The 26,237-nt window shown below is 44.6% G+C and carries 22 protein-coding genes and 1 riboswitch; of the genes, 11 read left to right on the top strand and 11 right to left on the bottom strand.

Features of this window, described 5'->3' with window-relative positions:
- Positions 1-153 precede the first annotated feature (153 nt).
- From elbB to A587_RS0121130, 3 genes are all read left to right on the top strand, one after another.
- A complete protein-coding gene (gene elbB, locus A587_RS0121140; protein WP_017219186.1) occupies positions 154-804 on the top strand; it encodes an isoprenoid biosynthesis glyoxalase ElbB in 651 nt (216 codons plus the stop codon).
- A 244-nt stretch (positions 805-1,048) separates the two neighbouring features.
- Positions 1,049-1,441 carry a c-type cytochrome gene (locus A587_RS0121135; protein ID WP_010376308.1) on the top strand — a complete coding sequence of 131 codons (393 nt, stop codon included), beginning with the start codon at positions 1,049-1,051 and terminating at the stop codon, positions 1,439-1,441.
- A gap of 221 nt (positions 1,442-1,662) precedes the next feature.
- Complete coding sequence (locus A587_RS0121130) at positions 1,663-4,233, top strand: sensor domain-containing diguanylate cyclase (protein ID WP_017219185.1); 2,571 nt, start codon at positions 1,663-1,665, stop codon at positions 4,231-4,233.
- On the opposite strand, the gene rep is transcribed toward A587_RS0121130, so the two are convergent.
- The gene (gene rep / locus A587_RS0121125; RefSeq protein ID WP_017219184.1) at positions 4,219-6,234 is read right to left on the bottom strand and encodes a DNA helicase Rep; all 2,016 of its coding nucleotides are present in this window, start codon (positions 6,232-6,234) and stop codon (positions 4,219-4,221) included. The two genes, A587_RS0121130 and rep, sit on opposite strands and share 15 nt — an antisense overlap.
- 194 nt (positions 6,235-6,428) lie before the next feature.
- Between rep and ubiK the strand changes: the two genes are divergently transcribed.
- Positions 6,429-6,698: a ubiquinone biosynthesis accessory factor UbiK gene (gene ubiK / locus A587_RS0121120; protein WP_010376312.1), complete on the top strand. Its 270-nt coding sequence runs from the start codon at positions 6,429-6,431 to the stop codon at positions 6,696-6,698.
- Positions 6,699-6,764: 66 nt separating this feature from the next.
- On the opposite strand, the gene can is transcribed toward ubiK, so the two are convergent.
- The 9 genes from can to ilvG form a co-directional block, all read right to left on the bottom strand.
- Positions 6,765-7,433, bottom strand: coding sequence for a carbonate dehydratase (can, locus tag A587_RS0121115; protein ID WP_010376314.1), 669 nt, complete (start codon positions 7,431-7,433; stop codon positions 6,765-6,767).
- The gene (locus A587_RS0121110; RefSeq protein ID WP_010376316.1) at positions 7,433-8,629 is read right to left on the bottom strand and encodes a methyltransferase; all 1,197 of its coding nucleotides are present in this window, start codon (positions 8,627-8,629) and stop codon (positions 7,433-7,435) included. The genes can and A587_RS0121110 overlap by 1 nt, the downstream gene beginning before the upstream one ends.
- Before the next feature lie 27 nt (positions 8,630-8,656).
- Positions 8,657-9,709 (bottom strand): ABC transporter substrate-binding protein, encoded by a 1,053-nt coding sequence (locus A587_RS0121105; RefSeq protein WP_017219183.1) that lies wholly within the window; start codon positions 9,707-9,709, stop codon positions 8,657-8,659.
- Between the two features lie 122 nt (positions 9,710-9,831).
- On the bottom strand, positions 9,832-10,266 hold the full coding sequence (locus A587_RS0121100; protein WP_017219182.1) for a hypothetical protein: 435 nt from the start codon (positions 10,264-10,266) through the stop codon (positions 9,832-9,834).
- Positions 10,267-10,323: 57 nt separating this feature from the next.
- Positions 10,324-11,865, bottom strand: coding sequence for a threonine ammonia-lyase, biosynthetic (ilvA, locus tag A587_RS0121095; protein ID WP_017219181.1), 1,542 nt, complete (start codon positions 11,863-11,865; stop codon positions 10,324-10,326).
- Positions 11,866-11,867: 2 nt separating this feature from the next.
- On the bottom strand, positions 11,868-13,724 hold the full coding sequence (gene ilvD, locus A587_RS0121090) for a dihydroxy-acid dehydratase (RefSeq protein WP_010607767.1): 1,857 nt from the start codon (positions 13,722-13,724) through the stop codon (positions 11,868-11,870).
- 92 nt (positions 13,725-13,816) lie between these two features.
- Positions 13,817-14,740 (bottom strand): branched-chain amino acid transaminase, encoded by a 924-nt coding sequence (locus A587_RS0121085; protein ID WP_010607766.1) that lies wholly within the window; start codon positions 14,738-14,740, stop codon positions 13,817-13,819.
- A gap of 20 nt (positions 14,741-14,760) precedes the next feature.
- The gene (gene ilvM, locus A587_RS0121080; RefSeq protein ID WP_010376329.1) at positions 14,761-15,003 is read right to left on the bottom strand and encodes an acetolactate synthase 2 small subunit; all 243 of its coding nucleotides are present in this window, start codon (positions 15,001-15,003) and stop codon (positions 14,761-14,763) included.
- Positions 15,000-16,661 carry an acetolactate synthase 2 catalytic subunit gene (ilvG, locus tag A587_RS0121075; protein ID WP_017219180.1) on the bottom strand — a complete coding sequence of 554 codons (1,662 nt, stop codon included), beginning with the start codon at positions 16,659-16,661 and terminating at the stop codon, positions 15,000-15,002. The genes ilvM and ilvG overlap by 4 nt, the downstream gene beginning before the upstream one ends.
- A gap of 528 nt (positions 16,662-17,189) precedes the next feature.
- On the opposite strand from ilvG, the gene A587_RS0121060 reads away from it, so the two are divergent.
- Complete coding sequence (locus tag A587_RS0121060) at positions 17,190-18,065, top strand: TraB/GumN family protein (protein WP_010376336.1); 876 nt, start codon at positions 17,190-17,192, stop codon at positions 18,063-18,065.
- Between the two features lie 159 nt (positions 18,066-18,224).
- Positions 18,225-18,842, top strand: a complete 618-nt coding sequence (locus tag A587_RS0121055; protein ID WP_017219177.1) for a hypothetical protein — start codon at positions 18,225-18,227, stop codon at positions 18,840-18,842.
- Here the strand turns inward: A587_RS0121055 and A587_RS0121050 are convergent.
- The gene (locus A587_RS0121050; RefSeq protein WP_017219176.1) at positions 18,828-20,552 is read right to left on the bottom strand and encodes a response regulator; all 1,725 of its coding nucleotides are present in this window, start codon (positions 20,550-20,552) and stop codon (positions 18,828-18,830) included. The genes A587_RS0121055 and A587_RS0121050 overlap by 15 nt on opposite strands.
- Before the next feature lie 142 nt (positions 20,553-20,694).
- Positions 20,695-20,873, top strand: a riboswitch (Lysine riboswitch).
- 115 nt (positions 20,874-20,988) lie between these two features.
- On the opposite strand from A587_RS0121050, the gene dapA reads away from it, so the two are divergent.
- The 5 genes from dapA to A587_RS0121025 all read left to right on the top strand — a co-directional run bounded on the left by dapA (position 20,989) and on the right by A587_RS0121025 (position 26,180).
- Positions 20,989-21,873, top strand: coding sequence for a 4-hydroxy-tetrahydrodipicolinate synthase (dapA, locus tag A587_RS0121045; protein WP_017219175.1), 885 nt, complete (start codon positions 20,989-20,991; stop codon positions 21,871-21,873).
- 10 nt (positions 21,874-21,883) lie between these two features.
- Complete coding sequence (locus A587_RS0121040; RefSeq protein ID WP_017219174.1) at positions 21,884-22,624, top strand: 2,3,4,5-tetrahydropyridine-2,6-dicarboxylate N-succinyltransferase; 741 nt, start codon at positions 21,884-21,886, stop codon at positions 22,622-22,624.
- Positions 22,624-23,829 carry a PLP-dependent decarboxylase gene (locus A587_RS0121035; RefSeq protein ID WP_010376346.1) on the top strand — a complete coding sequence of 402 codons (1,206 nt, stop codon included), beginning with the start codon at positions 22,624-22,626 and terminating at the stop codon, positions 23,827-23,829. The genes A587_RS0121040 and A587_RS0121035 overlap by 1 nt, the downstream gene beginning before the upstream one ends.
- Positions 23,830-23,831: 2 nt before the next feature.
- On the top strand, positions 23,832-24,944 hold the full coding sequence (locus tag A587_RS0121030) for a succinylglutamate desuccinylase/aspartoacylase family protein (protein ID WP_017219173.1): 1,113 nt from the start codon (positions 23,832-23,834) through the stop codon (positions 24,942-24,944).
- 213 nt (positions 24,945-25,157) lie between these two features.
- Positions 25,158-26,180 carry a phospholipase A gene (locus tag A587_RS0121025; RefSeq protein WP_017219172.1) on the top strand — a complete coding sequence of 341 codons (1,023 nt, stop codon included), beginning with the start codon at positions 25,158-25,160 and terminating at the stop codon, positions 26,178-26,180.
- Positions 26,181-26,237 lie beyond the last annotated feature (57 nt).

Here is a 26,237-nt window from a genome sequence, read left to right as displayed (position 1 = left end):
GGGTGAGTAAAAAATAGCCTGATTTTCTCAAGCGGAGGAGTATACTAACACAATTGATCAAAGATCATAGAAGATCCTTTATAATTTTTTAATTCGTGCATAATTCTTTTTATGCATATAGCGCGCATGATGTGACATTGAAGGGAGAAATGAATGAAAAAAGTAGCGGTAATTTTAAGTGGCTGTGGAGTATTCGACGGTGCCGAGATCCACGAGTCAGTATTAACACTACTCAATCTTGAAAAAGCAGGGGCAAGCTATCAGTGCTTTGCACCTAATATTGATCAATTCCATGTGATCAATCACATCACCGGTGAAGAACAAGATGAACGTCGTAATGTTCTTATTGAAGCCGCCCGCATTGCACGCGGAGAAATTGCAGATTTGGAAACATTAAGTGCTGACGAATTCGATGCATTGGTATTACCTGGAGGTTTTGGTGTCGCAAAGAACCTTTCCGATTTTGCTTTTAAAGGCGCAGACTCTACGATCCTTGAAAGCGTAAAGCGCGTATGCCGTGAGTTCAATCACCAGCAAAAGCCTATTGCTTATTTATGTATTGCGCCAGCACTCATCGCCCATATCCATACACCGGGTACACTCGCAACCATAGGTAATGATGTTAATACCGCAGCGGCAATTAATACGCTTGGTGCAAAGCATGTGGATTGTGAAGTGACCGAGATCGTCGTTGATGACAATGAAAAAGTGATCAGTACACCGGCATATATGCTAGCATCATCCATCCTTGAAGCCGCGACAGGCATCGAAAAGGCGGTTATTAAACTCATCGAAATGGCATAGAAGCGATCGCTTCCCCCATCCATTCGTATTAGTAAAGAAAAACGTCAAGGCCGAGCAATTCGCATTTCGGCCTTGAACGATTGCAAATTTAGGCAGAAAAGCTTGCCCTAACGCAATAAATTAATGGTTTTAACCATTTATACTCAAGTTTACGTTTTATAAATGAACAGGTGACGTTATAATCCCAATAATTCCGTCATCCATTATCGTGATTGAACACGTTCAAACGAAGTGAGCAAGGTAAATGAAAAAACTTTCAGCAGCACTTTTATTGCTATCAACAGCCGCAGTTGCGCAACCATACGACAATTCTTTAACTGAAGAAGCGATTAAGAAACGTCTTCAGCCTATCGGCTCAGTATATTTAGCTGGTGCTGAAAGTGCAGCAGAAGCCGAGCCATCAGGACCTCGTTCAGGTGAGCAGGTTTATCAAGCGGCATGTTTCGCTTGTCACGGCACCGGCGCATTAGGTGCACCAAAAACAGCCGACGATTGGGCACCGCGCCTAGCGAAAGGTAAAGATGTATTACTAGATCATGCGATCAATGGCTTCAATGCAATGCCTCCTCGCGGTACTTGTATGAACTGCTCGGATGATGAGATTGCAGCAGCAATCGATTTCATGACAAGTAAATAAGTATTTCAACTTCTGTATTTAGGGTAGAAAGACTTATTGGACAGTGCAGCGTTTATCGCTGCATTTTCGTCTCAATATAGTGTCATCAAAGCCGTGATTAACACTGGTTTGATATCGCTTTATAAAGCGAACAGGAATGAGAAATTTACACTTGACCGTCTCGGCTAAAAGTGAAACTATTAAGCTCAATAATTAAACAACAATAAGAACTGGTTTCGTCATTGGAAGAGCCACAACAGCAGGTTAGGAGACTATCTCGGCGAACCGCCAGATTAGAGTCTTTACTCAAAAAGTATAAAAGAAAGTCTCAACTTCAATACACATTAATTCAGTTATCAGAACAGGCTAGTACTGTTGCTGAGCTTACCCTGTTGTATCCCGCAATCCACAATATTCTATCTCAATATTTACCCAGCAAAAGCTTTTATGTTGTCCTGCAAAATCGCTTTACTCAAGCGCTTGAGCTATCGTATTTTGTTGATGAAAAAGACGGTATTTCTGTCCCACTTCATGAAGCACATCACTTTAAAGATGGTGTGACTGGCTTTGTATTTAAAACCGGCGAAACCGTTTATCTCACCAAAGATGACATGCTATCGCGAGCCAATGCTGGCGAGTTTAAGATAATGGGCAGTCAAGCAGAGCATTGGGTGGGTGTGCCTATCTATCGCGACGGCGCAATTATTGGCGTGATGGTATCGCAAAGCTACGAAGCAGAGCAATCCTACAGCGATCATCAAGTTGAGTTGCTTGAAGTCATGTCACTGTATCTGGCCACAGCAATTGAACGCGTTAAAAAGCGTGAGTTACTAGAGTCTGAAGTGAAAATTCGCACGCGGGCACTAATGCAAAGTAATGAAGCACTTAATAAAGAGATAGAAAACCGCAAGCGTGCGCTAGAAAGACAGCAAATCTTATTCAAGATTTCTGAATTAGCAACCCAGTTCTCCGATATTGACGATGTTTACCAACAAGTTCACGACATTATTCGTTCTATTACTTTTGCCGACAACCTCTACATAGCGCTTTACGATAAAGAGACGAATTGGCTTACCTTCCCGTATAGCGTTGATGAAAAAACCAATTATAACCCTCGCCCATTTGCAAAAGGGTATAGTGAGCTGGTTATTCGTACTGAGCAAAGCCAGTTAATAGACAGTACCCGCGCCAAATCCTTAGCACTAGAGGGAACAGTAGAGCGCCCAGCAGGCTATAACCACAAGCTTGCAGCAACCAGCTGGCTTGGTGCACCATTAAAAACCGCTACTGGCGTCATCGGCCTGATCGCATGTCAGGCTTATGAGCACAAACACGAGTTTAATTATGATGATGTAGAGCTGATCTCTTTTGTATCTAATCAGATTGCCTCTGTACTACAAACGCATCTAGCGAACCAAGCACTTAAGATCAGTCACCAGCAGCTAGAACATCGAGTTGCGGAAAAAACCAAAGAGTTACAGCAAGCCAATTTACACCTGCAAATGCAGATGGAAGAACGCAAAAAGATTGAACAACAGCTTTATCATGATGCTCATCATGATTCACTCACGGGTCTTCCAAACCGTAGTTTGTTTTTAACTCAGCTCGAAAAGACGCTAAAGAAACATCATCGTTATCCCGAAGATAATTTTGCCGTTTTGTTTATCGACTTAGATAAGTTTAAAGACATTAATGATGAATTAGGTCACCAAGCTGGTGATCAGTTTTTGGTGTGGGTGGCACAGTCATTCTTAGAGTGTATTCGTGAACACGATTTATTAGCTCGACTTGCTGGTGATGAATTCGTGATCTTACTTGATCACCTAACCGATCGTCAGCAAGCGGAAGATGTCGCCAAGCGCATTATCAAAGTCATGCAGCAACCTTTCTGTTTGAAGGGGGTATGCATGCAAAGCGGTGCCAGCATAGGGATCACCTACAGTAATAAGCTATACCGTAACACCGATGAAATTATCAGAGATGCCGATGCGGCAATGTACTATGCTAAAAACGCTGGCCGTGGTCGCTATGAATTTTATCATCCACTGCTAACCGCAAGCTCAAATGCTCAAAAGCAGCAAGAACAGCATCACTTAGATAAGCTCCCTACCCACTTCCGCTGCACGGAAATCGTCAACTGGTCTGATAACGCCCAGCCAATTGGCTTTTTGGAAGCCTTTGGCGAGCATCCAGTGTTAGGCAGCACCAGTTTTGATATTCTGAAAAAGTTTGCCGCAGAAAAATCTCAACTGCTTGAAATTGAATTGCATCTGCTTAACAAAGCGCAAGAAATAGCCCTTAGTCGCGATGAAGATATGCTATTTGGTTGTTCAGCAATGTTACTAGAAAGCGCACATTTTGACGCGCTAAAGCAGCAGCTTAAGCGGCAAGACAAACCACTTTGTTTGCTCTTCGAAGAAAGCGAAATTCGCTTTGCTTCTAGTCAGCAAGTATTAAATCTCAGAGCCTTGGCCGATATGGGGATCCCTATTGGCTTGAATAATTTTGGTAAAGATCGCTGCGATCTAACCCTAATTAGCCAAGTTGACTTTACCTATGTCTTATTAAGCTCGACGTTTAGTAAACGCGTCTTACAGCAAACGAGCTATGAGGTTCAATTACAAGGTATTTTAGCCGTTACTAAGGTGAAGAATATTAAGGTCATCGCCCGGGGTCCTGCGATTTTAAACTTTAGAAGCTTGCTGGAAAAGCATGGTTTGCAGCTGTTTTTTGGCAAACAGCAAATGCTGGATAAGGGCGACGAACGTGTAGCCTTTATCCAGAGTTTTGATAACGAATCAGTCCCGTCTTAGCATTGCCCGTAAATTCGCAACGTTAGACTTACCTTTTTCCATTCGTTCTGCCTGTGTCGCCACAGGCTTTTTCCCTTCAATTTGTAAATCATCTTGCGGCAATTCTTGTACAAAGCGACTCAGCTCTGGGGTGATCTGCTCACCAAATTGACGACGACTTTTGGTATAAGTCAATGTTAAGGTTTGCTGAGCTCGAGTTATACCAACGTAGGCCAAACGCCTTTCCTCTTCGACATTATCTTCATCAATACTCGTTTGGTGAGGTAGTAAGCCTTCTTCCATCCCCACCATAAATACGTGTGGATATTCCAAACCTTTGGACGCATGCAGCGTTAATAACTGTACTGCATCTGAGTCATCTTCCTCTTCATTGCGCTCAAGCATATCTCTTAATGTGAGTTTGCTTACCACTTCTGGCAGTGTCATGGCGGGGTTATCAGCATCTCCCGTGAGCATATCACTTATCCAACGGTATAATTCTGATACGTTTTTCATCCGCATTTCCGCAGCTTTTGCACTGGGAGATGACTCGTACAGATACGCTTCGTAATTAATTTCACGGATCATATCTTTTACCGCTTCCAAGGTATCTCCGCGGGTTGCTCGGTCGGAAAGCTCAACCACCCAGCGCGCAAATCCCATCAATGCATTTAAGCCACGACCCGCCAAGCGATCTGAGAGCTCTGACTCAAAACACGCCGCAAATAGACTGATATGGCGCTCGTTGGCAAAGCTACCTAGCTTTTCTAGTGTCACCGGGCCAATCTCGCGTCGTGGGGTATTGACGATACGTAAAAATGCGTTGTCATCATCTTGGTTCACTAAGAATCGTAAATAAGCCATGATGTCTTTGATTTCACTACGTGCAAAGAACGACATACCGCCACTGATTTTGTATGGAATACGGTTGGTCATGAGTGCCTTTTCAAACACTCGAGCTTGATGATTACCGCGATAGAGCAATGCATAGTCGCGATAGCTGGTACGTTTCATAAACTTGTGTGAAATGATCTCCGCGACCACACGCTCCGCTTCATGCTCTTCGTCACGAGTCGCTATCACACGGATCGGGTCGCCATACCCCAGCTCACTGAACAGTTGTTTATCAAATTCATGGGGATTGTTGGCGATAAGAATATTCGCGGCTTTTAGGATCCGACCTGCACTACGGTAGTTTTGTTCCAACTTGATAAGTCTTAGGCCCGGAAAGTCTTTGCTCAACAGCACTAAGTTTTGCGGTTTAGCGCCACGCCATGAATAGATAGACTGATCATCGTCACCAACCACAGTAAAACGTGCGCGCTCACCAACGAGCAGTTTCACTAACTGATACTGGCTGGTATTGGTATCTTGATACTCATCCACCAGCAAATAGCGGAATCGTTGCTGCCAGCGCTCTCTCACATCAACCGACTGATTCAAAAGCAAAGTTGGGATCATAATAAGATCATCAAAGTCTAAAGCATTGTAAGCACGCAGCTGTGTTTGATAACGCGCATAAAGCTGAGCGAATAGCGCTTTTTGTGGCTCTCGCGCCTCTCGAATAGCACGCTCTGGCAAAATAAGCTCATTCTTCCAGTTACCAATCTGCATTTTTAGCAAGTTGAGTAAGTCTTTATCACGCTCAAGCTCTTTTTCAGTGAGTTCACTTAACAACTGATTGGTGTCTTGATCATCAAACAAAGAAAAGCCGGGTTTATAACCCAAGGTCTTGACCTCTTTTTTGATGATTTCCAGCCCTAATGTATGGAATGTCGACACCCATAAACCCTTAGCTTCTTGCTTGCCCAAAGTTTGTGCCACCCGTTCACGCATTTCTTTCGCCGCTTTGTTGGTAAAGGTGACCGCTGCGATATTTTTGGCTTTGTATTCACACTGCTGCACTAGGTAGGCAATTTTATTGGTAATAACCCGGGTTTTACCTGAGCCCGCCCCTGCCAATACAAGGCATGGACCACTGATATATTTTACCGCTTCGTCTTGTTTTGGGTTGAGCTTCATGCAACTAATCCGGTTATCTTCTCGCTTGGCACAATGTTGGCAACAACTGTCAGTGCTGAGGGGTTGAGGAATTCTTATAAACTAAGCTCGCTAGTTTACCGTATCCATGTAAAACTATGAAGCGAACCTTTTCCGTCTGCGGCGCATAAGGTAAGATGGACTGTGTATACTGACTCGCAAGCTAAGGTAAGAAGATGATTAATCCAGCCAAAATTGAAGAAATTGCTAAGCAAATTTCCAGTAACATGCCACAGGGCGTAAAGAATCTTGCTGAAACATTTGAAGCAAGAACGAAACAGGCGATCCAGAGCAAATTATCAGAAATGGATTTTGTTAGCAGAGAAGAGTTTGATATTCAAAGCAAAGTGCTGATCCGTACACGTGAAAAATTGGTTGAACTTGAAGAAAAAGTGGCGCAGTTAGAAGCACAACTTGCCAGCCAAGCATCCGACTCGCAGGAATAAGCAACCAAAGCTTTGGAAAGTAAAGCGTGCGCTTGTGGCGCACGCAATCTCTAAACTATGTTGACCCTAGCAATAGCGCTGGTTCACGCCAAGCAGAGACTTTTCATAGCAAAGCGACAGTTGCTCCATATCTTCTACGGCGTTCACCACCTCATTCAAGAGACCATCAGCTAGACCATAGACCCACCCGTGTACCGTCAAAGTTTGACCTCGCTGCCAAGCATCTTGAACAATATTGCTCTGACACACGTTGCGCACCTGTTCAACCACATTTAGCTCACAAAGCGCCGCACACTGCTTTTCTTTGCTCACTTGTTCAATAATCGCTTGGTGTTTCTCTTTCACATCAGCGACATGACGCAGCCAGTTATCAATAAGGCCAAACTTAGCATTATCGAGCACCGCTTGCACTCCACCGCAACCGTAGTGACCAACCACCATAATGTGATCCACTTTGAGCACCTCAACCGCATACTGCATGACCGACAAACAGTTGTGATCGGTATGCACCACGACATTGGCAACATTGCGGTGAACAAACAATTCTCCAGGCATTAAATCAACAATCTCGTTGGCAGGCACACGAGAGTCAGAGCAGCCAATCCATAAATAATCTGGATTCTGTTGTTGCGACAGTTTTTTGAAAAACTCAGGATCACTGGCATTGGTGCGATCTGCCCACTGTTTATTATTATCGAGTAAGTGACTCAGCGGACTTGGGCTCGTTTTACACATTAATGGTTCTCCGACTGACGTTCAGCCTGTATCAAAATATTCCTTGGGGTGAGTGACTTTTCGCAAAAAGTACTAAGGGTGACATCATACCCAGCTGCTTGCAGATATAAAACCCTATCCAGGACCAACCAGATCTCAATCGCACGACGAAACACGTGTCGTACTAGCTCGATTCTGTCCGTTACTTGTTTTCGTTCACGCCCAATACGTTCATATTGGTCAAAATCAATTCCATCAGGCAGGGCAAGCTGCTTCTGCTCAGCTGCCCAATAACAGAATTCACTAAACGACCCAGAAAAAATAGCCTTATTGACCGAAGGCACACTCACGTAATATTTATCTGCGGTAAGTTCTCTGCGCAGCGCATCAAACCCTAAGCGCCAACTCACCTCTTTTTTACGTACTTGTGCCACTCTCCCGGGTGCTGTAACTGTCTCTTGCAGCGCTAACTTCATATCGTGATGAGACAAATTGAGCTGACTCTGCTGTGCTTCAACACTCATGGCTTGATAATCAGGTGGTGTAAATAAGTGATAGCAGCACGGGGAGAGCGATAGCTTTTTCATACCATTCGCCACCGCTTGGTGCATAAATACACGATGTAATTCACCACATGCATGCAGTGCAATACCATGGCGATTTTCAACGAAGTGGTGATGTATGTCATCTTTCAGCACGTCGGCACAATGAAAATGCAAGTTTAGATTTTGCCGCTTCGCGCTTTCCTCTCCTTGTCGACACAGATCCGCTTGAAGCTCAATACTGTTCACTTCAGGCGCGCCATGATAAGAAAGCAATCGACCTAAATGACCTTTACCTGCGCACCACTCTAGTACCGATGCCTTGGTTTCATTTACTGCGGCAACAAAGTCTTGAAGTTGCTCTAATTTACGCCCTTTTATGCCATTACTCAGCCAAAATGGTAACTCATCTCTACGGCCCACTTTTTGCGGTAAAGCACTTAAGACCGTAAGTTGTTCAAGTTCGGGAATATAGCGACTAAAAAAAGTAAAAAGGGCATCAGTGTCACTGTCTAATGTTGATACTGCATCGTCGCTTAACCGCAGTAATTCAGATTGCAGTTGTGGCCAGGGAATAGTGAGATGCTCAAAAGCAACGACTTGCCAATATTGTCGGGTATCGAATAATAATTTATCTAGAAGTTGAAAGCGTTTGCTCGGTTCCACAATGGCCACGGTTGTCAGGGAAACAATACCCTTATTCTAGCGTAATTGTTGATGATATTTACGAGAAAAAATTAAGTGGATATACATTGGGATACAAACCAATGTCAAAATCGCTGCAATAATCAACACCCAAGATAGCTTAGGTTGTTCATTCTTCACTTCTGAATAAATAAAGCGCGATTTGTGTTCATGAAATTGACTCACATCTAAGTGATATAGCTGTGCTATCCATTGCCATTTTGCCGTCGACATTGTTCCAATTGGAATATTAGCCACCTTTATGAACTCCCTTAACTTCTCTGCCTCAAATGCGAGCTGTTCTAGGGGTTTTTGGGTAGCGTATTGCTGTTTAGTTATCGCTAAGGTTTCTTCTAGATGTAACATAGCGTACCGCCAACCTTTAAGGCACGCACGACGAAAACGTTTAACAAGCTCAGGACGGTTTTCTAGTACGCTTTCAGTAGTAAAGAGCACGTCAGCATAAACGTTTAAACCAAACTGCTTAGGGCAAATTTCACGGGTTGATAGACCGCTTTGCTGCACGGTATAGGGCTCATTGGTGCTATAAACTTGCATCGCATCAAATTTACCCGCGATAAAGTCTTTCAGTGGCTCACTGCCTGAATACAAGCGCATATTTTGTGTATTGACGCCTGCACGTTGCAACATCATGAGCAACTCACCGTTTTCTGTGTGTCCTAAATGACTGAGGCGTTTCCCCTGAAAATCACGGGGAACATAAATATCACTGTCGGCTCTTACCATCCAACAATAAGGAGAAGACTGTAGTATCGCAGCAAGCGCCACGAATGGCTTACCGTTGAGCCTTTGTTTCAGTAGACCAGAGTGAAACACACCGAACTGTGCTTGCCCGTATAGCACGCGAAAATCAACGTTAGGATTATTGGGATCGGCAGGAAGAATATGAACGTCTAATCCTTCTTCTTGATAGAACCCCTTTTCTTTTGCCATATAGTAGCCAGCAAACTGAAATTGATGCGTCCACTTTAACTGTAGCGTGACTTTTTCAAGAGCGGCAACCTGCATGCTAAACAAGAATAGTAATAACGCAGCATAGTAATGAAACATCGTATCCTTGCGTTTTTCAACTGATAATAGCTAACTATAGTTTACGGTGCTCAGGCTGCCATTAAGTTTGGATAAGTATTGAATGTGTCAGTGAGTTAAGTACTACTTTAACTGACTAAGGTTCAAAGCAGTTGTACTTTGCAATTCTCTATATGTGTACCTAGCATGTTCTTTAGGTGATGATAGATCTGCTCTTGACTGCCTTTGCACATAATGTCATAGCCATTACCATTATTCTTCTCGATGATCCCAAGGTAATTATCATCAATAGTAACAGACTCAACTTGCGCTATTGGCATCATAATTTTATTTGCCCCGTAGATGAGCATTAACTTCTCGCCCTCTTTTAATAACATTTGCTCTGGGCGTCTGTTGGTACCGATATCACCTTGGAGTACGACCGATATCACTGTAATTGCAAACGCAATTGGCAAGAAAAGTGTGTGTTCGATCAGATCTGGCCAAAGCGCACTCGCACCAAAATATAAACCCGCAAGCAGTGCAAACCTTGTAACTAACGTTATGAAGATGTCCTTGTTTTTTCTTTTTCTAATCATGTAATCCACTGATAAAATTAGATACTTTCATGACCAGCGTACCTAATTCAGTACTTATTATCCAGCCTTTTGCTTTGCTAACTGCTCGCCATGCAAAAAACGTGTAAAACACGGGTTATCTGTTTCTTCTTGAAACTGATACGCTAACTTAGCAAGATGTTCATCAAAGCGCTCATAATCACTGGGCTCTACTTCAAAAGCGGCTAATACATTCCCCTGTGCCGCACCGTGATTGCGATAATGAAATAAAGTAATATTCCAATTACAGCCGAGCATGTCTAAAAAGCGCGCTAATGCGCCTGGATATTCAGGAAATTCAAACCGTAATAAACGTTCATTCATGACGCTCGGCGGTTTGCCGCCTACCATATATCGCACATGTAACTTTGCCAGTTCGTTATCTGATAAGTCATCAAACAGGTAGCCATTTTGATGCAACGAGGCGGTTAACTCAGTTAGCTCTTGCTGGCCATTTCTAAGCCCGACACCAACAAAAATTTGCGCTTCGCCACAACCTGCATAGCGATAGTTAAACTCAGTGATCGCTCGGCCACCAAGAGAGTGACAAAAACGCTTAAAGCTGCCTTTTTCTTCAGGGATAGTCACCCCGAGCAATGCTTCATGTTTAGCACCTAACGCCGTTCTTTCGGCGATATACCTCAACCGATCGAAGTTTAAATTAGCGCCTGACAAGATAGCCGCAACACTCAGCCCCTTTTCACCCGTTTGCGTAAGCCATTTCTTCAAACCCGCGGTTGATAACGCGCCAGAAGGCTCTGCAGTTGCTCTCGTCTCCACAAAAATATCTTGAACCGCCGCACAAATTTCATCGGCATTAACCGTCACGACTTCATCACAAAACTTTTGTGCTAATCGAAAAGTTTCAGTGCCAATAAGCTTTACCGCCACGCCATCCGCAAAACCACCGACTCGCTCAAGCTCCACGGGTTTTCCCGCTTCTAACGCGGCTTTAAGGCATGCACTGTCCTCAGCTTCTACCCCAATAATACGGATATCAGGGCGAAGTGACTTCAAATACACAGCCATTCCCGCAAGCAAACCACCACCTCCTACGGGAATAAATACGACATCTAGTTCATCAAGTTGCTGAATTAACTCTCGCGCCACCGTACCTTGGCCGATGATCACATCTTTATCATCAAACGGCGGGACAAAAACACCATTTTGCGCTTCACAAAGATCTAGCGCGTATTGTTTTGCTGCATCAAAGTGATGGCCGTGTAAGATCACTTCACCACCGAGCTTACGAACCGCGTTGACCTTGATCTCTGGCGTAGTCACAGGCATTACAATGGTAGCGTGCTGACCTAGATGCGTTGCACTGAGTGCAACCCCTTGAGCATGATTACCCGCAGAAGCGGTATACACCCGCGATCCTTTCGGTAACTGACGTAGCTTGTTATACGCACCACGCAATTTGAAAGAATAGACCGGCTGTTGGTCCTCTCTTTTCAGCCAAATTTGGTTACTAAGCTGGGCTGACATTTGCTCTAGTTGATTCACTTGCGTTACCTCAACGAGCGGTGCCACATTCGCCTGAATTATGGCTCTAAAGTAATCAAGCTCTTGGGAAACCATCGCTAGCCTAACTCCTCTAGTTTTTGTAAGTCACGTACCGCGCCTTTGTCTGCACTCGTTGCTAACAGTGCATAGGCTTTTAGCGCGGGACTCACATAACGTTCTCTGTTAACTGGTTTGTACGCTTCTTTACCACGAGCGAGTTGCTTTTCATGGCGCAGCGCCAACTCGGTGTCGTCCAGTTTAACGTCAATACTGCGGTTATAGATGTCGATAGCGACAACATCGCCGTTTTCAACCAGCGCCAGATTGCCACCACTGGCAGCCTCTGGAGACGCATGGCCAATAGAAAGTCCAGAAGTACCGCCAGAAAAACGACCATCGGTAAGTAAAGCGCAGTCTTTATCTAGCCCCATCGATTTAAGATAGCTAGTTGGGTACAGCATTTCTTGCATACCCGGACCACCTTTAGGTCCTTCGTAGCGAATGATCACTACATCACCTTTCTTAACTTGGCCACCCAGTATCCCCTCAACGGCATCGTCTTGAGATTCAAATACTACAGCCGGCCCCGTAAAGCGCAGCATTTCATCGGCCACCCCGGCACTTTTCACGATACAACCATCAGGCGCTAAGTTACCTTTCAATACTGCAAGGCCGCCATCTTGCCTAAAGGCATGCTCGATGGAGCGAATACAGCCGCCTTCACGGTCTAAATCAAGCTCATCCCAGCGATACTCTTGGCTCATAGCTTGGGTGGTGCGGATCCCAGCAGGCCCCGCGCGATAGAAAGTTTGTGCCCGTTCGTTATCACGGTCTGCAGCATTCCAACGCGCAATAACTTCACCTAGATTTCCGCCAGCAACATGTCCCACTGAAAGGTCCAACTTATCGCCTCTGGCCAGCTCGTTGAGAATGGCCATAATGCCGCCAGCACGGTGAACGTCTTCAATGTGATATTGCTGCGTTGCCGGAGCAACTTTACACAAAAACGGTGTGCTACGAGATAAGCGGTCTATGTCATTCATATCAAAATCGACAAAGCCTTCTTGCGCTGCCGCCAATAAATGCAGCACGGTATTAGATGAACCGCCCATCGCGATATCTAATGTCATGGCGTTCATAAATGCGGCTTGGTTCGCAATGTTGCGTGGCAGCACTTGCTCATTGTCTTTACCATAGTACTCATCACATAAAGCCATGATGCGCTTTGCTGCGCCCAAATAAAGCTGTTGGCGGTCTTTGTGTGTAGCTAGTGTCGTACCATTACCAGGCAACGCTAAGCCCAGCGCTTCTAATAGACAGTTCATGGAGTTGGCAGTAAACATGCCTGAACACGAACCGCAAGTAGGACAAGCTGAGCGCTCTACTTGCTCAGAGTCTTCATCACTCACGGTAGGATCTGCGCCTTTCACCATAGCGTCGACGAGATCCAATTTTAAATCGATATCCGCTAAGCGAGTTTTACCCGCTTCCATCGGGCCGCCGGAAACAAAGATCACCGGAATATTCAACCGCAGTGCCGCAAGTAACATGCCTGGGGTGATTTTGTCGCAGTTAGAAATGCAGACCATGGCATCAGCACAATGAGCGTTAACCATGTACTCTACCGAATCTGCAATTAAGTCTCGAGACGGAAGCGAGTAAAGCATGCCGCCGTGACCCATAGCGATACCATCATCAATAGCAATGGTATTAAATTCGCGAGGTACGCCGCCTGCCTCTGTTATCGCATCAGCCATTAATGCGCTAAGTTGATTGAGGTGAACATGACCCGGAACAAATTGGGTATATGAATTCACGACCGCAACGATCGGTTTATGGAAATCACTGTCCGTCATTCCCGTTGCTCGCCACAATGCACGAGCACCCGCGCGTTGTCTGCCCTCTGTAGTTGTCTTGCTCCGTAATTTAGCCATGCTTCACCTTTTTCTCGGCTTTGCCGAGCTCCTCATTCCCACAATTTACAATGCGCTTTTGTTCGGGACGCTTGGCCCCGATTCCAATAAAATTATTCGTTTACGTATTCTAACCAGCCATTTTCGTCATCAGCTTGACCTTTAACCAAAGCGAAATAGGCCTGCTGTAACTCCTCCGTAATTGGACCTCTACCACCATTACCCACGGTAATCTTGTCTACGCTGCGAACAGGTACTACTTCCGCTGCGGTACCAACCATAAAGAACTCATCAGCAAGATAAAGCGCTTCGCGAGCAATTGGCTCTTCACGTACTTCATAACCGCGTTTTTTTGCCAAATGAATGATAGTGTCGCGCGTAAGACCAGGTAGAATACAAGCTGTGGTTGGCGGGGTATAAAGCACGCCTTTTTTCACAACAAATAAGTTCTCACCAGCACCTTCGCTCAGGTAACCATTAACATCAAGCGCGATCCCTTCAACATAACCATTACGCTTCGCCTCACCTGAAATAAGCTGTGAAGATAAGTAGTTCCCACCCGCTTTAGCCGCGGTAGGCATGGTATTTGGTGCAAGGCGGCTCCAAGAAGAAACACACACATCAACACCTTGCGCTAAGCCTTCTTCACCAAGGTATGCACCCCATTCCATCGCAGCGACTGTCATGTCTGCACGGTGAGATTTCGGGTTTAAACCAAGACCTACATGACCCAAAAATGCAAATGGACGAAGGTAAGCATTGGTAAAGTCATTTGCGCGGATTGTCTCTTTACACGCTGCGATTACTTCCTCTTTGGTAAAAGGAATTTCCATACGGTAGATCTTCGCGGAATCAAAGAGGCGTTGAATATGATCGGTTAAGCGGAAAACAGCTGGACCATTTGGCGTATCGTAAGCACGGATCCCTTCAAAAACTGAGCTGCCATAATGTAAAGCATGGCTAAGCACATGGGTGGTCGCTTGAAAATAAGGAACCATTTCACCGTTATGCCAAATTACTTCTGATGTTTGTGTCATTATTAACTACCTTAATTCTTCTAAATTGCCTGTTTCTGTAGTGTATGCAAGTCAACCGCTTGCACTTCTACTAGCTTACTCAGTTGTGAGGTTAATAAATAGATAGGTTTGTCACTATCTACGGTCATTTTGACGTGGAATAAATCATCTTGACCTTGTAATTCCAAATTCGTTAAGCGAAATCCGCGATGTCTGGCTACGCGTAAAAAGCGCTCCACTGCGATGCTCTGTTGTTTTACTGCAACGGTTAAATGGTGTTTCATGAAAGGCTCTCCGTCATCATTTCATCATTGGCAGCACCAGGTGGAACAAGCGGCCATACGTTTTCTTTATCGTCGATACAAGCATGTAAAATATAGGGCCCTTGCGCATTTACTATGGCGTCAACGGCATCATCTACTTGGTTTGCATGAGTAATTGTCTGCCCAGGAATACCGAATACGGCAGCCAATGAGACAAAGTCTGGATTGTCTGACAGGTCGGTTTCACTGTAACGACCGTCAAAAAAGAGTTGCTGCCACTGTCTCACCATACCCAGCCTTTGGTTGTCTAATATCAATATTTTAACTGGCAGGTTATTACGGCGGATAGTTGCCAACTCTTGAATATTCATCATGATGGAGCCGTCGCCAGATACCGTGATCACTGTGTTATCTGGACGTGCTATCTGTGCACCAATTGCAGCTGGTAAGCCAAATCCCATCGTGCCTGCACCGCCACTACTTAAATGATTGCTTGGATGACTGAATTTCATGTGCTGTGCCACCCACATTTGATGTTGGCCTACATCGCAGCACACTACCGCTGTATTGGGTAGCTTTTGGCTCAGTTGATTTAACAAATACGGTGCAAATACTTTTTCGCCAGGATAGTCATAACGCCACGCATGTTGACGTTGCAGTGCTTCGATGATCTCTAGCCATTCGGCATTCGTAACCACACATTCAAGTTGCGGCAATGACTGTTTTAAATCTGCAATAAGCGAAGCGGCTGCGGGTTTACGTTTGCCCACTTCTGCAGGGTCGATATCTAAATGGATCACCCTTGCCCCTGCAGCAAACTTTGCCAAATTCCCCGTTACACGGTCATCAAATCGCGCCCCGATACATACCAACAAGTCGCATTGCTGAACCGCCAGGTTCGCCGCTTGAGTACCGTGCATACCTAGCATTCCTAAGTCATAATCATAATCCGGCGTTACGCTACCCAAAGCTTTTAGCGTCGATACGGCCGGCATATGGGTCTTTTCTAAAAATTGCATCAGCTGTGACTGCGCATCGGCGCTTTGCACACCGCCGCCAATGTAGGCAACAGGTCGTTTAGCATCACATAATAATTGATTGGCTTTTGCTACTTCAGTTTGCGAAACCCTCGGCTGTTCGTCTTGTGGCGCAGCAAAAGGATGAAAAGGTACTTGAGCTAACTGGATATCTTTGGGAATATCGACCAACACCGGACCAGGTCGCCCAGACTGCGCTAAGTACATGGCTTCTTGTAATACTTCAGCCAAGTCTTCCGCTCGCTCAACCATGTAGCTGTGCTTAGTACATGACAAAGACATGCCCAGTACATCCACCTCTTGAAAAGCATCCGAACCGATAGCAGCGGTCGGCACTTGCCCAGTGATAGCCAGTAGCGGAACTGAATCCATCATGGCATCAGCAAGTGCGGTGATAAGGTTCGTTGCGCCGGGTCCAGAAGTGGCGAAACAAACCCCAAGCTTACCTGTACTGCGAGCATACCCAACAGCAGCAAAACCAGCACCTTGCTCATGGCGAGTCAAGTAGTGCTTAACTGGCGCGCCATACAAAGCGTCATAAATGGGCATGATGGCACCACCTGGATAACCAAATACGTGTTTAACGCCTTGCTCTTCTAGCACCTTGATAACAAGTTGTGCGCCGGTTGTTGGATTGCTCATGATCTGCTCTCAGTTGCCTTTTTTATACCCTAAAACGAAAACGCCCCCCGAACCTTTTGGTGCGGGGGGCGTTTATGCTGATACTTTTCTTACAGCACTAACTAGCCCCCGCGGTAATAATAATCACCACGTTGATAATCACGACTAGTAGAGTTGCTGTTAGTAACATTGCTTGAATTCCGTAAATTTAAACTTGGCAATCATTCAGTGTAAGCACTGTGCTGCCTCTTTTTCTATTAATACCGCGCCTTACACACTGAAGTCAACACAAAAAACTATGCTATTTAAAATTAAAAACCTGAACTTAACGCATAAAAAAACCAAAAAACCAAAAACTAAAGAATTAAAACAACCACAAATTTTAAAATTCGAATTTTCTATTGGTTCAGTTTCGATATAACGAAAAATTTACTTTCTCGATTTCCCTATATGAAATTTTTTCTACCGCCTAAGCGCACTTCATTTTTTAGTGACATTCACATTTCGATATCGCAGACTGACCCTTTAAAACCAACAGGGATCATTACTATGGTTAAAGTATTTTCACCATTGTTATTTATTTATCTTTGCTTAAGCCTTTTCAGCAATCTCGCCAACGCAGAAGTTGGCCTGTGGAAAATAGAAAAGGACAACAAAACGTCGTACTTATTTGGTACCGTCCACGTCGGTGACGAACAAATGCATGGTTTACCTGCCAAGGTAAAAAGCGCCATTGCGAGCAGTGATAGAGTCATGGTTGAAGTGAACTTAGAGGCGCTCTCTCCATTTGCGATCCAACAGCGCTCCATGCCATTTATGCTGTTAAAAAACAACCAAACTCTAAAAGACCAACTCTCTGCAGAAGTCTATCAGAAGCTACAAGACTACTTTTCGAAAAAACAAATAGATATCGCCTTATTTGAACGCTATGCGCCATGGGCCGTGATGGTAACTATGCTACAACTGGAATATCAAAAGCTTGGATTTACCGATACCAACGGCATCGATAAACAAGTAATAGCCTATGCAAACGAAAAGAAGATCCCAATTGGTGAATTTGAAACCTTAGAGTATCAGCTTGAAATGTTCAGTCAGCTGAGTATTCATAGTGACGCTATGCTCAAGGAAACATTTGCACAGATGTCTGATTTGAATACCTACTTCTTGGATTTAGTTTCCGCATGGCGAAGCGGCGATTTGGAGAAGTTATCGCATTACTACCAGGTAAGTTTTTCGGATGACAAATACGGCAAATTAGCCGAGCAACTGATGATCATTGAACGCAATAATAACTGGGTGCAAATGCTTAAAAAGCAACTCCCTAATGAATCAACGTTTATTGCCGTTGGTGCATTACATCTTGTTGAAAAATATGGCCTTGTTGAGCAACTTAAAAATAACGGCTATTCAGTCACCCGACTATGACGCTCAGCGTTATCTTGCTAAGAGGTAAGTAGTTTACTTTGTGGGCGTGTTAAACAAGTACTTCCATCAACATGCCCTAAAAAAATAAAAATCTTTTTAAACCTTTTCATTTTTATTTGCGACTTACCTTTCAAACACTCTCGTTAAAGGTAAAAAATAATGAAAAAGTTAGCGTTAGTTTTAGCATTAAGTGCAGCGGCAATGACTGCACAAGCAAAAGATTCAAAAACCATTACAGCATCATTCCCAAGCAATAGCCTAGCCGAGTTAGAAGTGGATATTTCCGTAGGTAAAATCGATCTACAAACTTACAACGGCAACACCATAGAGGTCGAAATTTTGGTTGAACCGAAAGAGTCAGACAGTTGGTTTGGTAAACCAGATGTAAGTGAAGCTACCCTAAACAGCAACACATCGGGGGATAAGCTTTCACTTGAAATCAATTCGGATGATTATGAACTATCTTGGCAAGTTAAGGTGCCTGTTAATTTGGCCTTAGATGTTGAGGTTGGTGTTGGCAAAATTGATATTCAAGATCTTAATAACTCTGCTGATTTAGAGGTAGGCGTAGGAAAAATTAAAATTGAGACTACCACCACCGATTTCAAAAAGGTGTCTTTAGATTCAGGTGTTGGTAAAACGGCAATGTCAGGTTTTGGCAACGTAGAAACTTCTGAAAAGAGTATGGTTGGCTCAACAACAGACTATCGTGGTCAAGGCCAGTATTCCATCGATGCAGAAGTCGGGGTTGGAAATATTCGTTTAAGACGAGACTAAGTCTCCACACTCATTCAGTAATAGCGCCACTTTGCTATGCAGCACATCCGGGTGCAACGGCTTATACAAATGAGCCGTTGCGCCAAGTGCGTAGACCTTATCTAAATCCTCCGCATTAGTATTTGCGGTCACGACCAAAATAGGCACGGCCGGATCTAGCACTCTCAAACGCTCAGTGGCTTCAAAGCCATCCATCACAGGCATATTTAAATCCATTAGCACGATATCGAACTTACCCACCTCATATACTTCAAGGGCACCTTCACCATGTTCAACATGCGTTACTTGTTTGGCTACGGGCTGGAGCATTTTTTCAATCACGCGCGCATTTAGTAAGTTATCTTCCACTAGTAAAATGCGAGCTGACACCAGCTCCACTTTACGAGCCTGCGTCTGTTGGTTGTCAATTTCAATGGGAACTCTCAAGGTTGCTCTTATACCCGTTGGCTCCCTCGCAATAAAATCTAATCGTCCCCCAAGCGCTGAGGTGAGTAATTGGCAACGTTTAAGTCCTAACTGCGTGCCTTGAAAATGCTCGCTATGCACAGTTTCTCGTAACTGCTGATAGTCGAACCCGGGCCCTGTATCTTCAACAACAAATTCTAAATATGGCGTATCTTCATCTACAACCAAATCCGCAAATACTTGAATGCTGCCACGCTCTGTAAATTTAATGGCATTATTAACCAATTCACCGATCAACCAACCAACACGCTTACAATCACAATAACAAGTCACATCTAACTCATTACTCAATGCCAAATTAAAAGCGAGAGATTTCTTGTGTGCGGTTAGTTGAAAGGCAATACAGGCTGACTTTATTACTTCTCGCAACGCGACTTGATGACGCTCAATTACCACTTCTTGCTCGGAAAGGTTATTAAAATCTTGAACCGAATAAAGTAATACATCCAATTGATTTACCGCGCTTTTCACATGCTGTAAGTGTTGGATTTCTTTGTTACTCAGATATTCATCTAAATACCCATGAATGGCCTGCAACGGCGTTCTTAGCTCGTGACTAACACGTGCTAAAAATCGTGATTTTGAGTGTAGTGCATCGTCGGCAAGCTTTCTTGCCGCCTCTAATTTATTAATTGCTTCAGCAATTTCTCGCGCCATTGGGCGAAATACAAATTTCGCTTCTATAAACAGCAGCAACAGTCCGAGCAGCCAAATTAACAATTCAATTTTCCTCACCATCTCTGTCTTACTTCGCGCTTGCTGCTCGAATAGTGAAACTGCCTCATTCAGTTTTGGGAGTAAATGCTGAGATGCAGTAAAGATTTGTTCCACCAGTTGAGGAGTGGATTGCTGTAACTGAGACCTTGATAAAGTGATAAAAGTATTACTTTGTAAATCCAATTGCACTGGCTCTTGGTAGTAAAGCGCTGCAAGCGCCTCATTCAAATAAATAGCCTCTCCTCCCTCTGTTTTAGTTAAAAACTCATGATTACTTTCAAATTTATCAATGGTTTGACGCAGCTCCTCACTGTCTCTTTTATCCTCTTGTGCACTGAAAAGCGCGATGCGCTGGGACAACATCCGCTGCATACCCGCAATATTAATTACGTGCGCGTCTTGGCTCTGCTGATACAGTAAATACTGCATAATCCCCATCGCCATCGACAGCAATATAGCCATAGCAAGTAATGCCCCGATATAACGATTTTTAACTTTATTTATTAACGACATATTTTTGTTTTTCATCTCATAGCATTGTCTCAGCTGCAATGTTAAGTGTAGTTAACAATCGTATTATTTACAGTCCGATGCTTGACACCTAGACGGCCAAAATGTTTCAATGCGTGTTCACCCTATTTAGATAGTTTGATGCCACGGCGTCAAATTAAGGGCTGGAAGAGGTGCGTTATTCAGGTAACTAAGTGAAGGAGAGCAAACTCCGTTGCAGCTTAGTGAGGGGAATATACGCCGAGAAATTGAGTTATTGTTTGCTAATACTCATTTCGGGCGACTGGGCTGAATCCCAGCGACTGTCACCAACATACTTGGTGGAGAGCTTCTGGTCTTAGAAAAATAAGGCCATTGGCTGCCTTATCCTTTTTAAGTCCATTGCTCTTCGAATTTTAACGGTTCGAAGTTTGGACACCCTCCTAACTCCGAACATGATTTAAGTTCGGTAGAGATGAAATCACAATTCAACTTATCTGACTATCCGTTGTGGACGGCTTTAGTAACGCCTTTTGATGCTGAAAATCAGGTTGATTTTAGCGCATTAACGACGCTTGTACGCGATCAAGAGCAGGCTCGTAACGGTATTCTTTTACTAGGCAGTACCGGCGAAGGCCTTGCGCTTACCCAACAAGAGCAGCAACAAATCGTTGAGTTTGTTTGCCAGCTCGCCCCAAGCGTACCACTAATGGTTGCCGTTGGCGGTAGTAATCTTGAGCAGCAAACACAATGGGTGCGCTTTTGTAATACGCAGCCCATTCATGCACTCTTACTTGGCTCACCAATCTACGCAAAGCCCGGCAAAGTTGGTCTGGCGCATTGGTTTAGCACACTACTCGATGAGAGCCACAACCCTTGCATGCTCTACAATGTACCCGGTCGCAGTGCCGTTGCCATCGCCCCTGAACTACTCGGCGAACTAGCTTGCCACCCTAATCTGTGGGCACTAAAAGAAGCCAGTGGTGATATTGCCACCTTTGAAGCATTTCGTCAGGCAGCGCCTGATGTCGCAATCTATAGCGGCGACGATGGCTTAATGCCCTACTTTGCACAAGCAGGTGCAACGGGTCTGGTGTCTGTTGCAGCAAACGCATGGCCGCAGCAAACCGCAGAATTTGTAAGGCGCTCGTTAAGCGGCACCTCTCCTAATTTATTTACCACCTGGTCAGAAGCTGCAAATAGCTTATTTGCAGTGGCAAATCCCATACCAGTCAAAGTGTTAATGCACTTGCAAGGGAAGCTCACAAGTCCAAACTTGCGCCCGCCACTGACACATTTGGAACTCACCCATACCGATGCGATCACTCGCGCGAACGAAACGATTTTATCTTGGAATTAAGGCAGTAAACATGAGCTGGTTAACCCTACTAAACGATTTAGAAAATGGCACAGTACGTGCTGCAACACAGGATGAGCAAGGCCATTGGCATGCTAATGTAGAAGTAAAACAAGGGATCCTTGAAGCATTTAGAAATGGCGTAAATACGGAATTCCCGGGTGGATTTGTTGATAAAGACAACTTAGCACCACGCGGATTTGCTGCCCAAGATGGCGTTCGTATGGTTCCTGGCGGAAGCAGTGTGAGACGTGGCGCTTACGTCGCAGCGGGCACAATCATTATGCCACCGGCTTATGTCAACATTGGTGCCTATATTGATTCAGGTACTATGGTAGATAGTCATGCGTTGGTTGGTTCTTGCGCGCAAATTGGTAAAAATGTGCACCTTAGTGCAGCAGTGCAAGTGGGTGGCGTATTAGAACCAGTTGGAGCAAGTCCTGTTGTTGTTGAAGACGATGCCTTTATTGGTGCAGGCTGTGTATTGGTTGAAGGGGTTGTTGTTAAACGCGGTGCCGTATTAGCACCGGGCGTGCGCCTTTCAGCAAGTATTCCAGTCTATGATTGCGTGAACGAGCGCTTGCTTGACAAAGGTGAAGCCATCCCTGAAAACGCGATAGTGATCCCAGGCTCTCGTCCAGCTTCAAGTGAGTGGGCACGCGCGCAAGGATTAAGTATGTCATGCGCACTTATAGTAAAATACCGTGATGAACAAAGTGATGCATCACTGGCGCTGGAAGAGGTTCTACGCTAATGACTTGGTTGAGCACGTCACAGCGAATTGCAGCTGAGGCATTGATCCAGCAACAAGATACGCCATTCTTTTGCTACGATTTAGATAAGCTAAGTGCGCATGTTAAGCCCTTAGTTGATCAGCAAATCGTTAAGCTTTGGTATGCCGTAAAAGCGAATCCGTTATCACATATCATTAAAACCCTAGATAACGCAGGGTTTAACTTTGATGTGGCATCTAGCGGCGAGCTTGATCAGGTGTTATCTCAAGGGATCGCACCTGAACGCGTGCTCAACACAGGTCCTGCCAAATCGCTAAAGCAGATCCGTCATTTTGCCACACAAGGCGTACGTATTTTCGTGGCTGAAAGTCACAATCAAGTACGCTGGTTAAATCAAGTGGCCGAAGAGTTTGAGCTTCAATTTGAAGTTTTACTGCGGGTGCAGTTACGCTTTGATAAAGCAGAGCACAATCCACTTGGTGGCAATACGCTGACTCCTTTTGGTCTTGGCGCAGAGCAGTGGCAAGCCCTAACTTTAAGTGACTACACCTACCTAGACTTTGTCGGACTGCATATTTTCCAGTGGGGCAATATGCTCTGCAGCGATACGCTCGCTGAACTTTGGCAGGCAATGGTTGCACCTTTAGTTCAGCTCGCTGCTGATTTAGGGATTACTCTAAAGGTGCTCGACTTAGGTGGCGGCCTTGGCATTCCCTATGATAGGCAAAGCCCTTCTCTCGATTGGCAGAAATTATTAGACACGCTCGCATTAATAAAAACCGCCACGCAAGTGCAAGAATTATGGATGGAGTTAGGCCGCTATGCGGTTGGCGAATGTGGTTTTTATCTCAACCCTGTGGTGGAACAAAAGCAAAACTACGGAGAACAACAACTGATTGTCGCAGGCGGTGTCAATCACCTGCTGCGCCCAGCCGTTACCGGACAAGCTTTCCCCGCTGAATTGTTACGCCAGTCTCAAGCTGAGGCCACAGACTTTCATATTCATGGCCCACTTTGCACTGCATTGGATAAATTAGGCACCCTAGTCTTACCAAGCGACAGTGCCGATGGCGATTGGCTTGTTTTCAGTCAGTGTGGCGCTTACGGCTACACCGAAAGTATGCCGTTCTTTTTATGTCATGAGCTCCCAGCAGAGTACATCATCTCAGGTGGAGAAATCAGCTGTGTCCGTGAAGCAGAGCCCGCTTCAAGTTATTTGAGGTAAACATGAATACCATTACACAACAACATATTCAGGTTGGTGAAATTGCCAACGGCTTGCCTTTGACTATTCCGGTCTATCGCATTAAAGGCGATGGCAGTGGGCCTAAGGTGTATATTCAAGCGAATATGCATGGCGCCGAAGTGCAAGGTAATGCAGTGATTTATCAGCTACTAGAACAGTTGAAGCAATTGTCATTAAAAGCGGACATCACCTTAGTGCCTTACGCAAACCCGATTGGTTGTAATCAGAAATCTGGTGAGTTTACCTTAGGTCGATTCGATCCAATTACAGGCACGAATTGGAATCGGATGTACATCAACCATTCCGGGTTGGTTGCCGAGTTTGTGGAGCAAAATCCAACGCTTTCAATTACAGAAATCACTCAGCAATTTCGCCAACAATTAGTTGAGCACACCCAAGCGCTACTTGATGGGCCCTTAGATAGGTTGACAACGGGTAAGCGCATCGCCTTGAATTTGCAACGCCTAGCTCATGAAGCTGACATTGTCTTAGACCTTCACACGGGGCCAATTTCAGCAAAACACCTGTATTGTCCTGAGTATGCAAAAGACAGCGCTCGATATTTTGATATTCCGCATGTGTTACTTATTCCAAGTGACTTTGGTGGAGCAATGGATGAAGCTAGTTTTTGTCCATGGTGGAACTTGCAGCAAGCCTACCAGGCTGTAGGCCGAGAGATCCCAGTGTTAACCGAAGCGTTTACGGTTGAACTTGGCTCTCAAGAAAAAATTGATTTAGCGGAAGCATTGGATGACGCTAATAGCATTTTGAGCTACCTGAACCATAAACAGGCCTTTCAAGACGCGCACTTTATGCCACAAAGCATCACCCGTTACGTCTGTCGACTAGAGAATTATCGCACCTTTTATGCACCAATGAGTGGCATGGTGGAATATACGGCAAAGCTTGGAGAGCATATCAAGGCAGGTCAAACCATCGCCAAAATTCTCAGAATGGAGCGCTATTTATCAGAAACGTCCTTAAATGAGATCAAGTTGGACGAAGATGCCATCGCCATTTTGCACTTTGCCTCTGCTAGTGTGAATCAAGGCACTGAGCTTTATAATTTCTTTACTCAAGTTGAAACGCTTTAACTCGAGTACTTTTATTGCGTGAGAGTAAGTCAAAGCAAACAAGCTCTGCTTGTTTAGCTTAACGCTTACTAAGGTATGGCGGCGATAGCCGCCACCTTTTTCTTATTCGTACGTATTTCGCTTTCTGACATTTTTGACCTTCGAGATTCATTTCCCTTTCATTATCATTGGTTAATAATGTAATCAATTGTACTTACTCTCGGCGCACACAGGATGAAACTTACATACTTATCAATACCGGCTTTAGCCTTGCTTACCTTGCCACTTTACGCTCAAGAAGCCCAACAGGAAGATGAAATAGATTTAGTCAAACAGTGCGTGCTAAACGCGGTATTAACTGGAGAAAAAGATAAAACCATAGAGCAGGTCCGTACCGAATGTGCCGAGGCTGATGCAGATAAAACCTTAAGCCAATTAGATAAACGCATGGCCCGTGAACGTGTAACGGAAAAAAACCGTAATGTCTTAACACCACATAAGCGCAATTATATTTTGCCTGTGTCCTATATGACCAATGTCAACAGCAGACCATTCGATGGTCTAAAAGCCATTGATGATGAAGACGGCGAGCCAATCGACAACTTTGAAGCCAAATACCAAATCTCGTTAAAAGCGCCTATTTATAAAAACTTTTCGGATAAAGATCAGGCAATCTATTTTGCTTTTACACTGCAGTCATATTGGCAGCTGTATAACAAAGATGTGTCTTCGCCGTTTCGTGAAACCAACTATGAGCCAGAAATCTTTTGGATTAACTTTTTAGATGATGAAAACGTGCTGTGGGGCGATGAGATGGCCTTTGTACTTGGGATTTCTCATCAATCTAACGGTCGCAGTCAACCAAACTCCCGCTCTTGGAATCGTATCTACGCGAATTTTATTTGGGAAAACCGAGGCTTTGTATTCAGCTTTAAACCCTGGTACCGCTTACCGGAAAATGATAAGGACGATGCATTAGATCCGCGTGGAGACGACAATCCAAATATCGATGAGTACTTAGGTCACTTTGAGTTTAGTGGGGTATATCGCCACGAAGAGCATGAGTTTGGCTTTATGTGGCGCAATAACTTAAACAGCGATAATCGCGGTGCAATTCAGCTAGACTGGTCATTCCCGATTTGGGGAAGGTTGCGTGGCTACGCACAGTACTTTAATGGCTACGGCGAAAGCTTAATAGACTACAACACGCATACCCAAAGGCTTGGTATTGGCGTATTGCTCACTGATATTCTTTAAGCACATTCGAATACAAAAAAGCTCTGAACACTCAGAGCTTTTTCGTTTGGAAAGCTG

It is taken from the genome of Pseudoalteromonas sp. NJ631 (assembly GCF_000276645.1).
In the GTDB taxonomy this organism is placed as follows: Bacteria; Pseudomonadota; Gammaproteobacteria; order Enterobacterales; family Alteromonadaceae; genus Pseudoalteromonas; species Pseudoalteromonas piscicida.
This window is presented reverse-complemented; position numbering and strand designations above follow the sequence as displayed.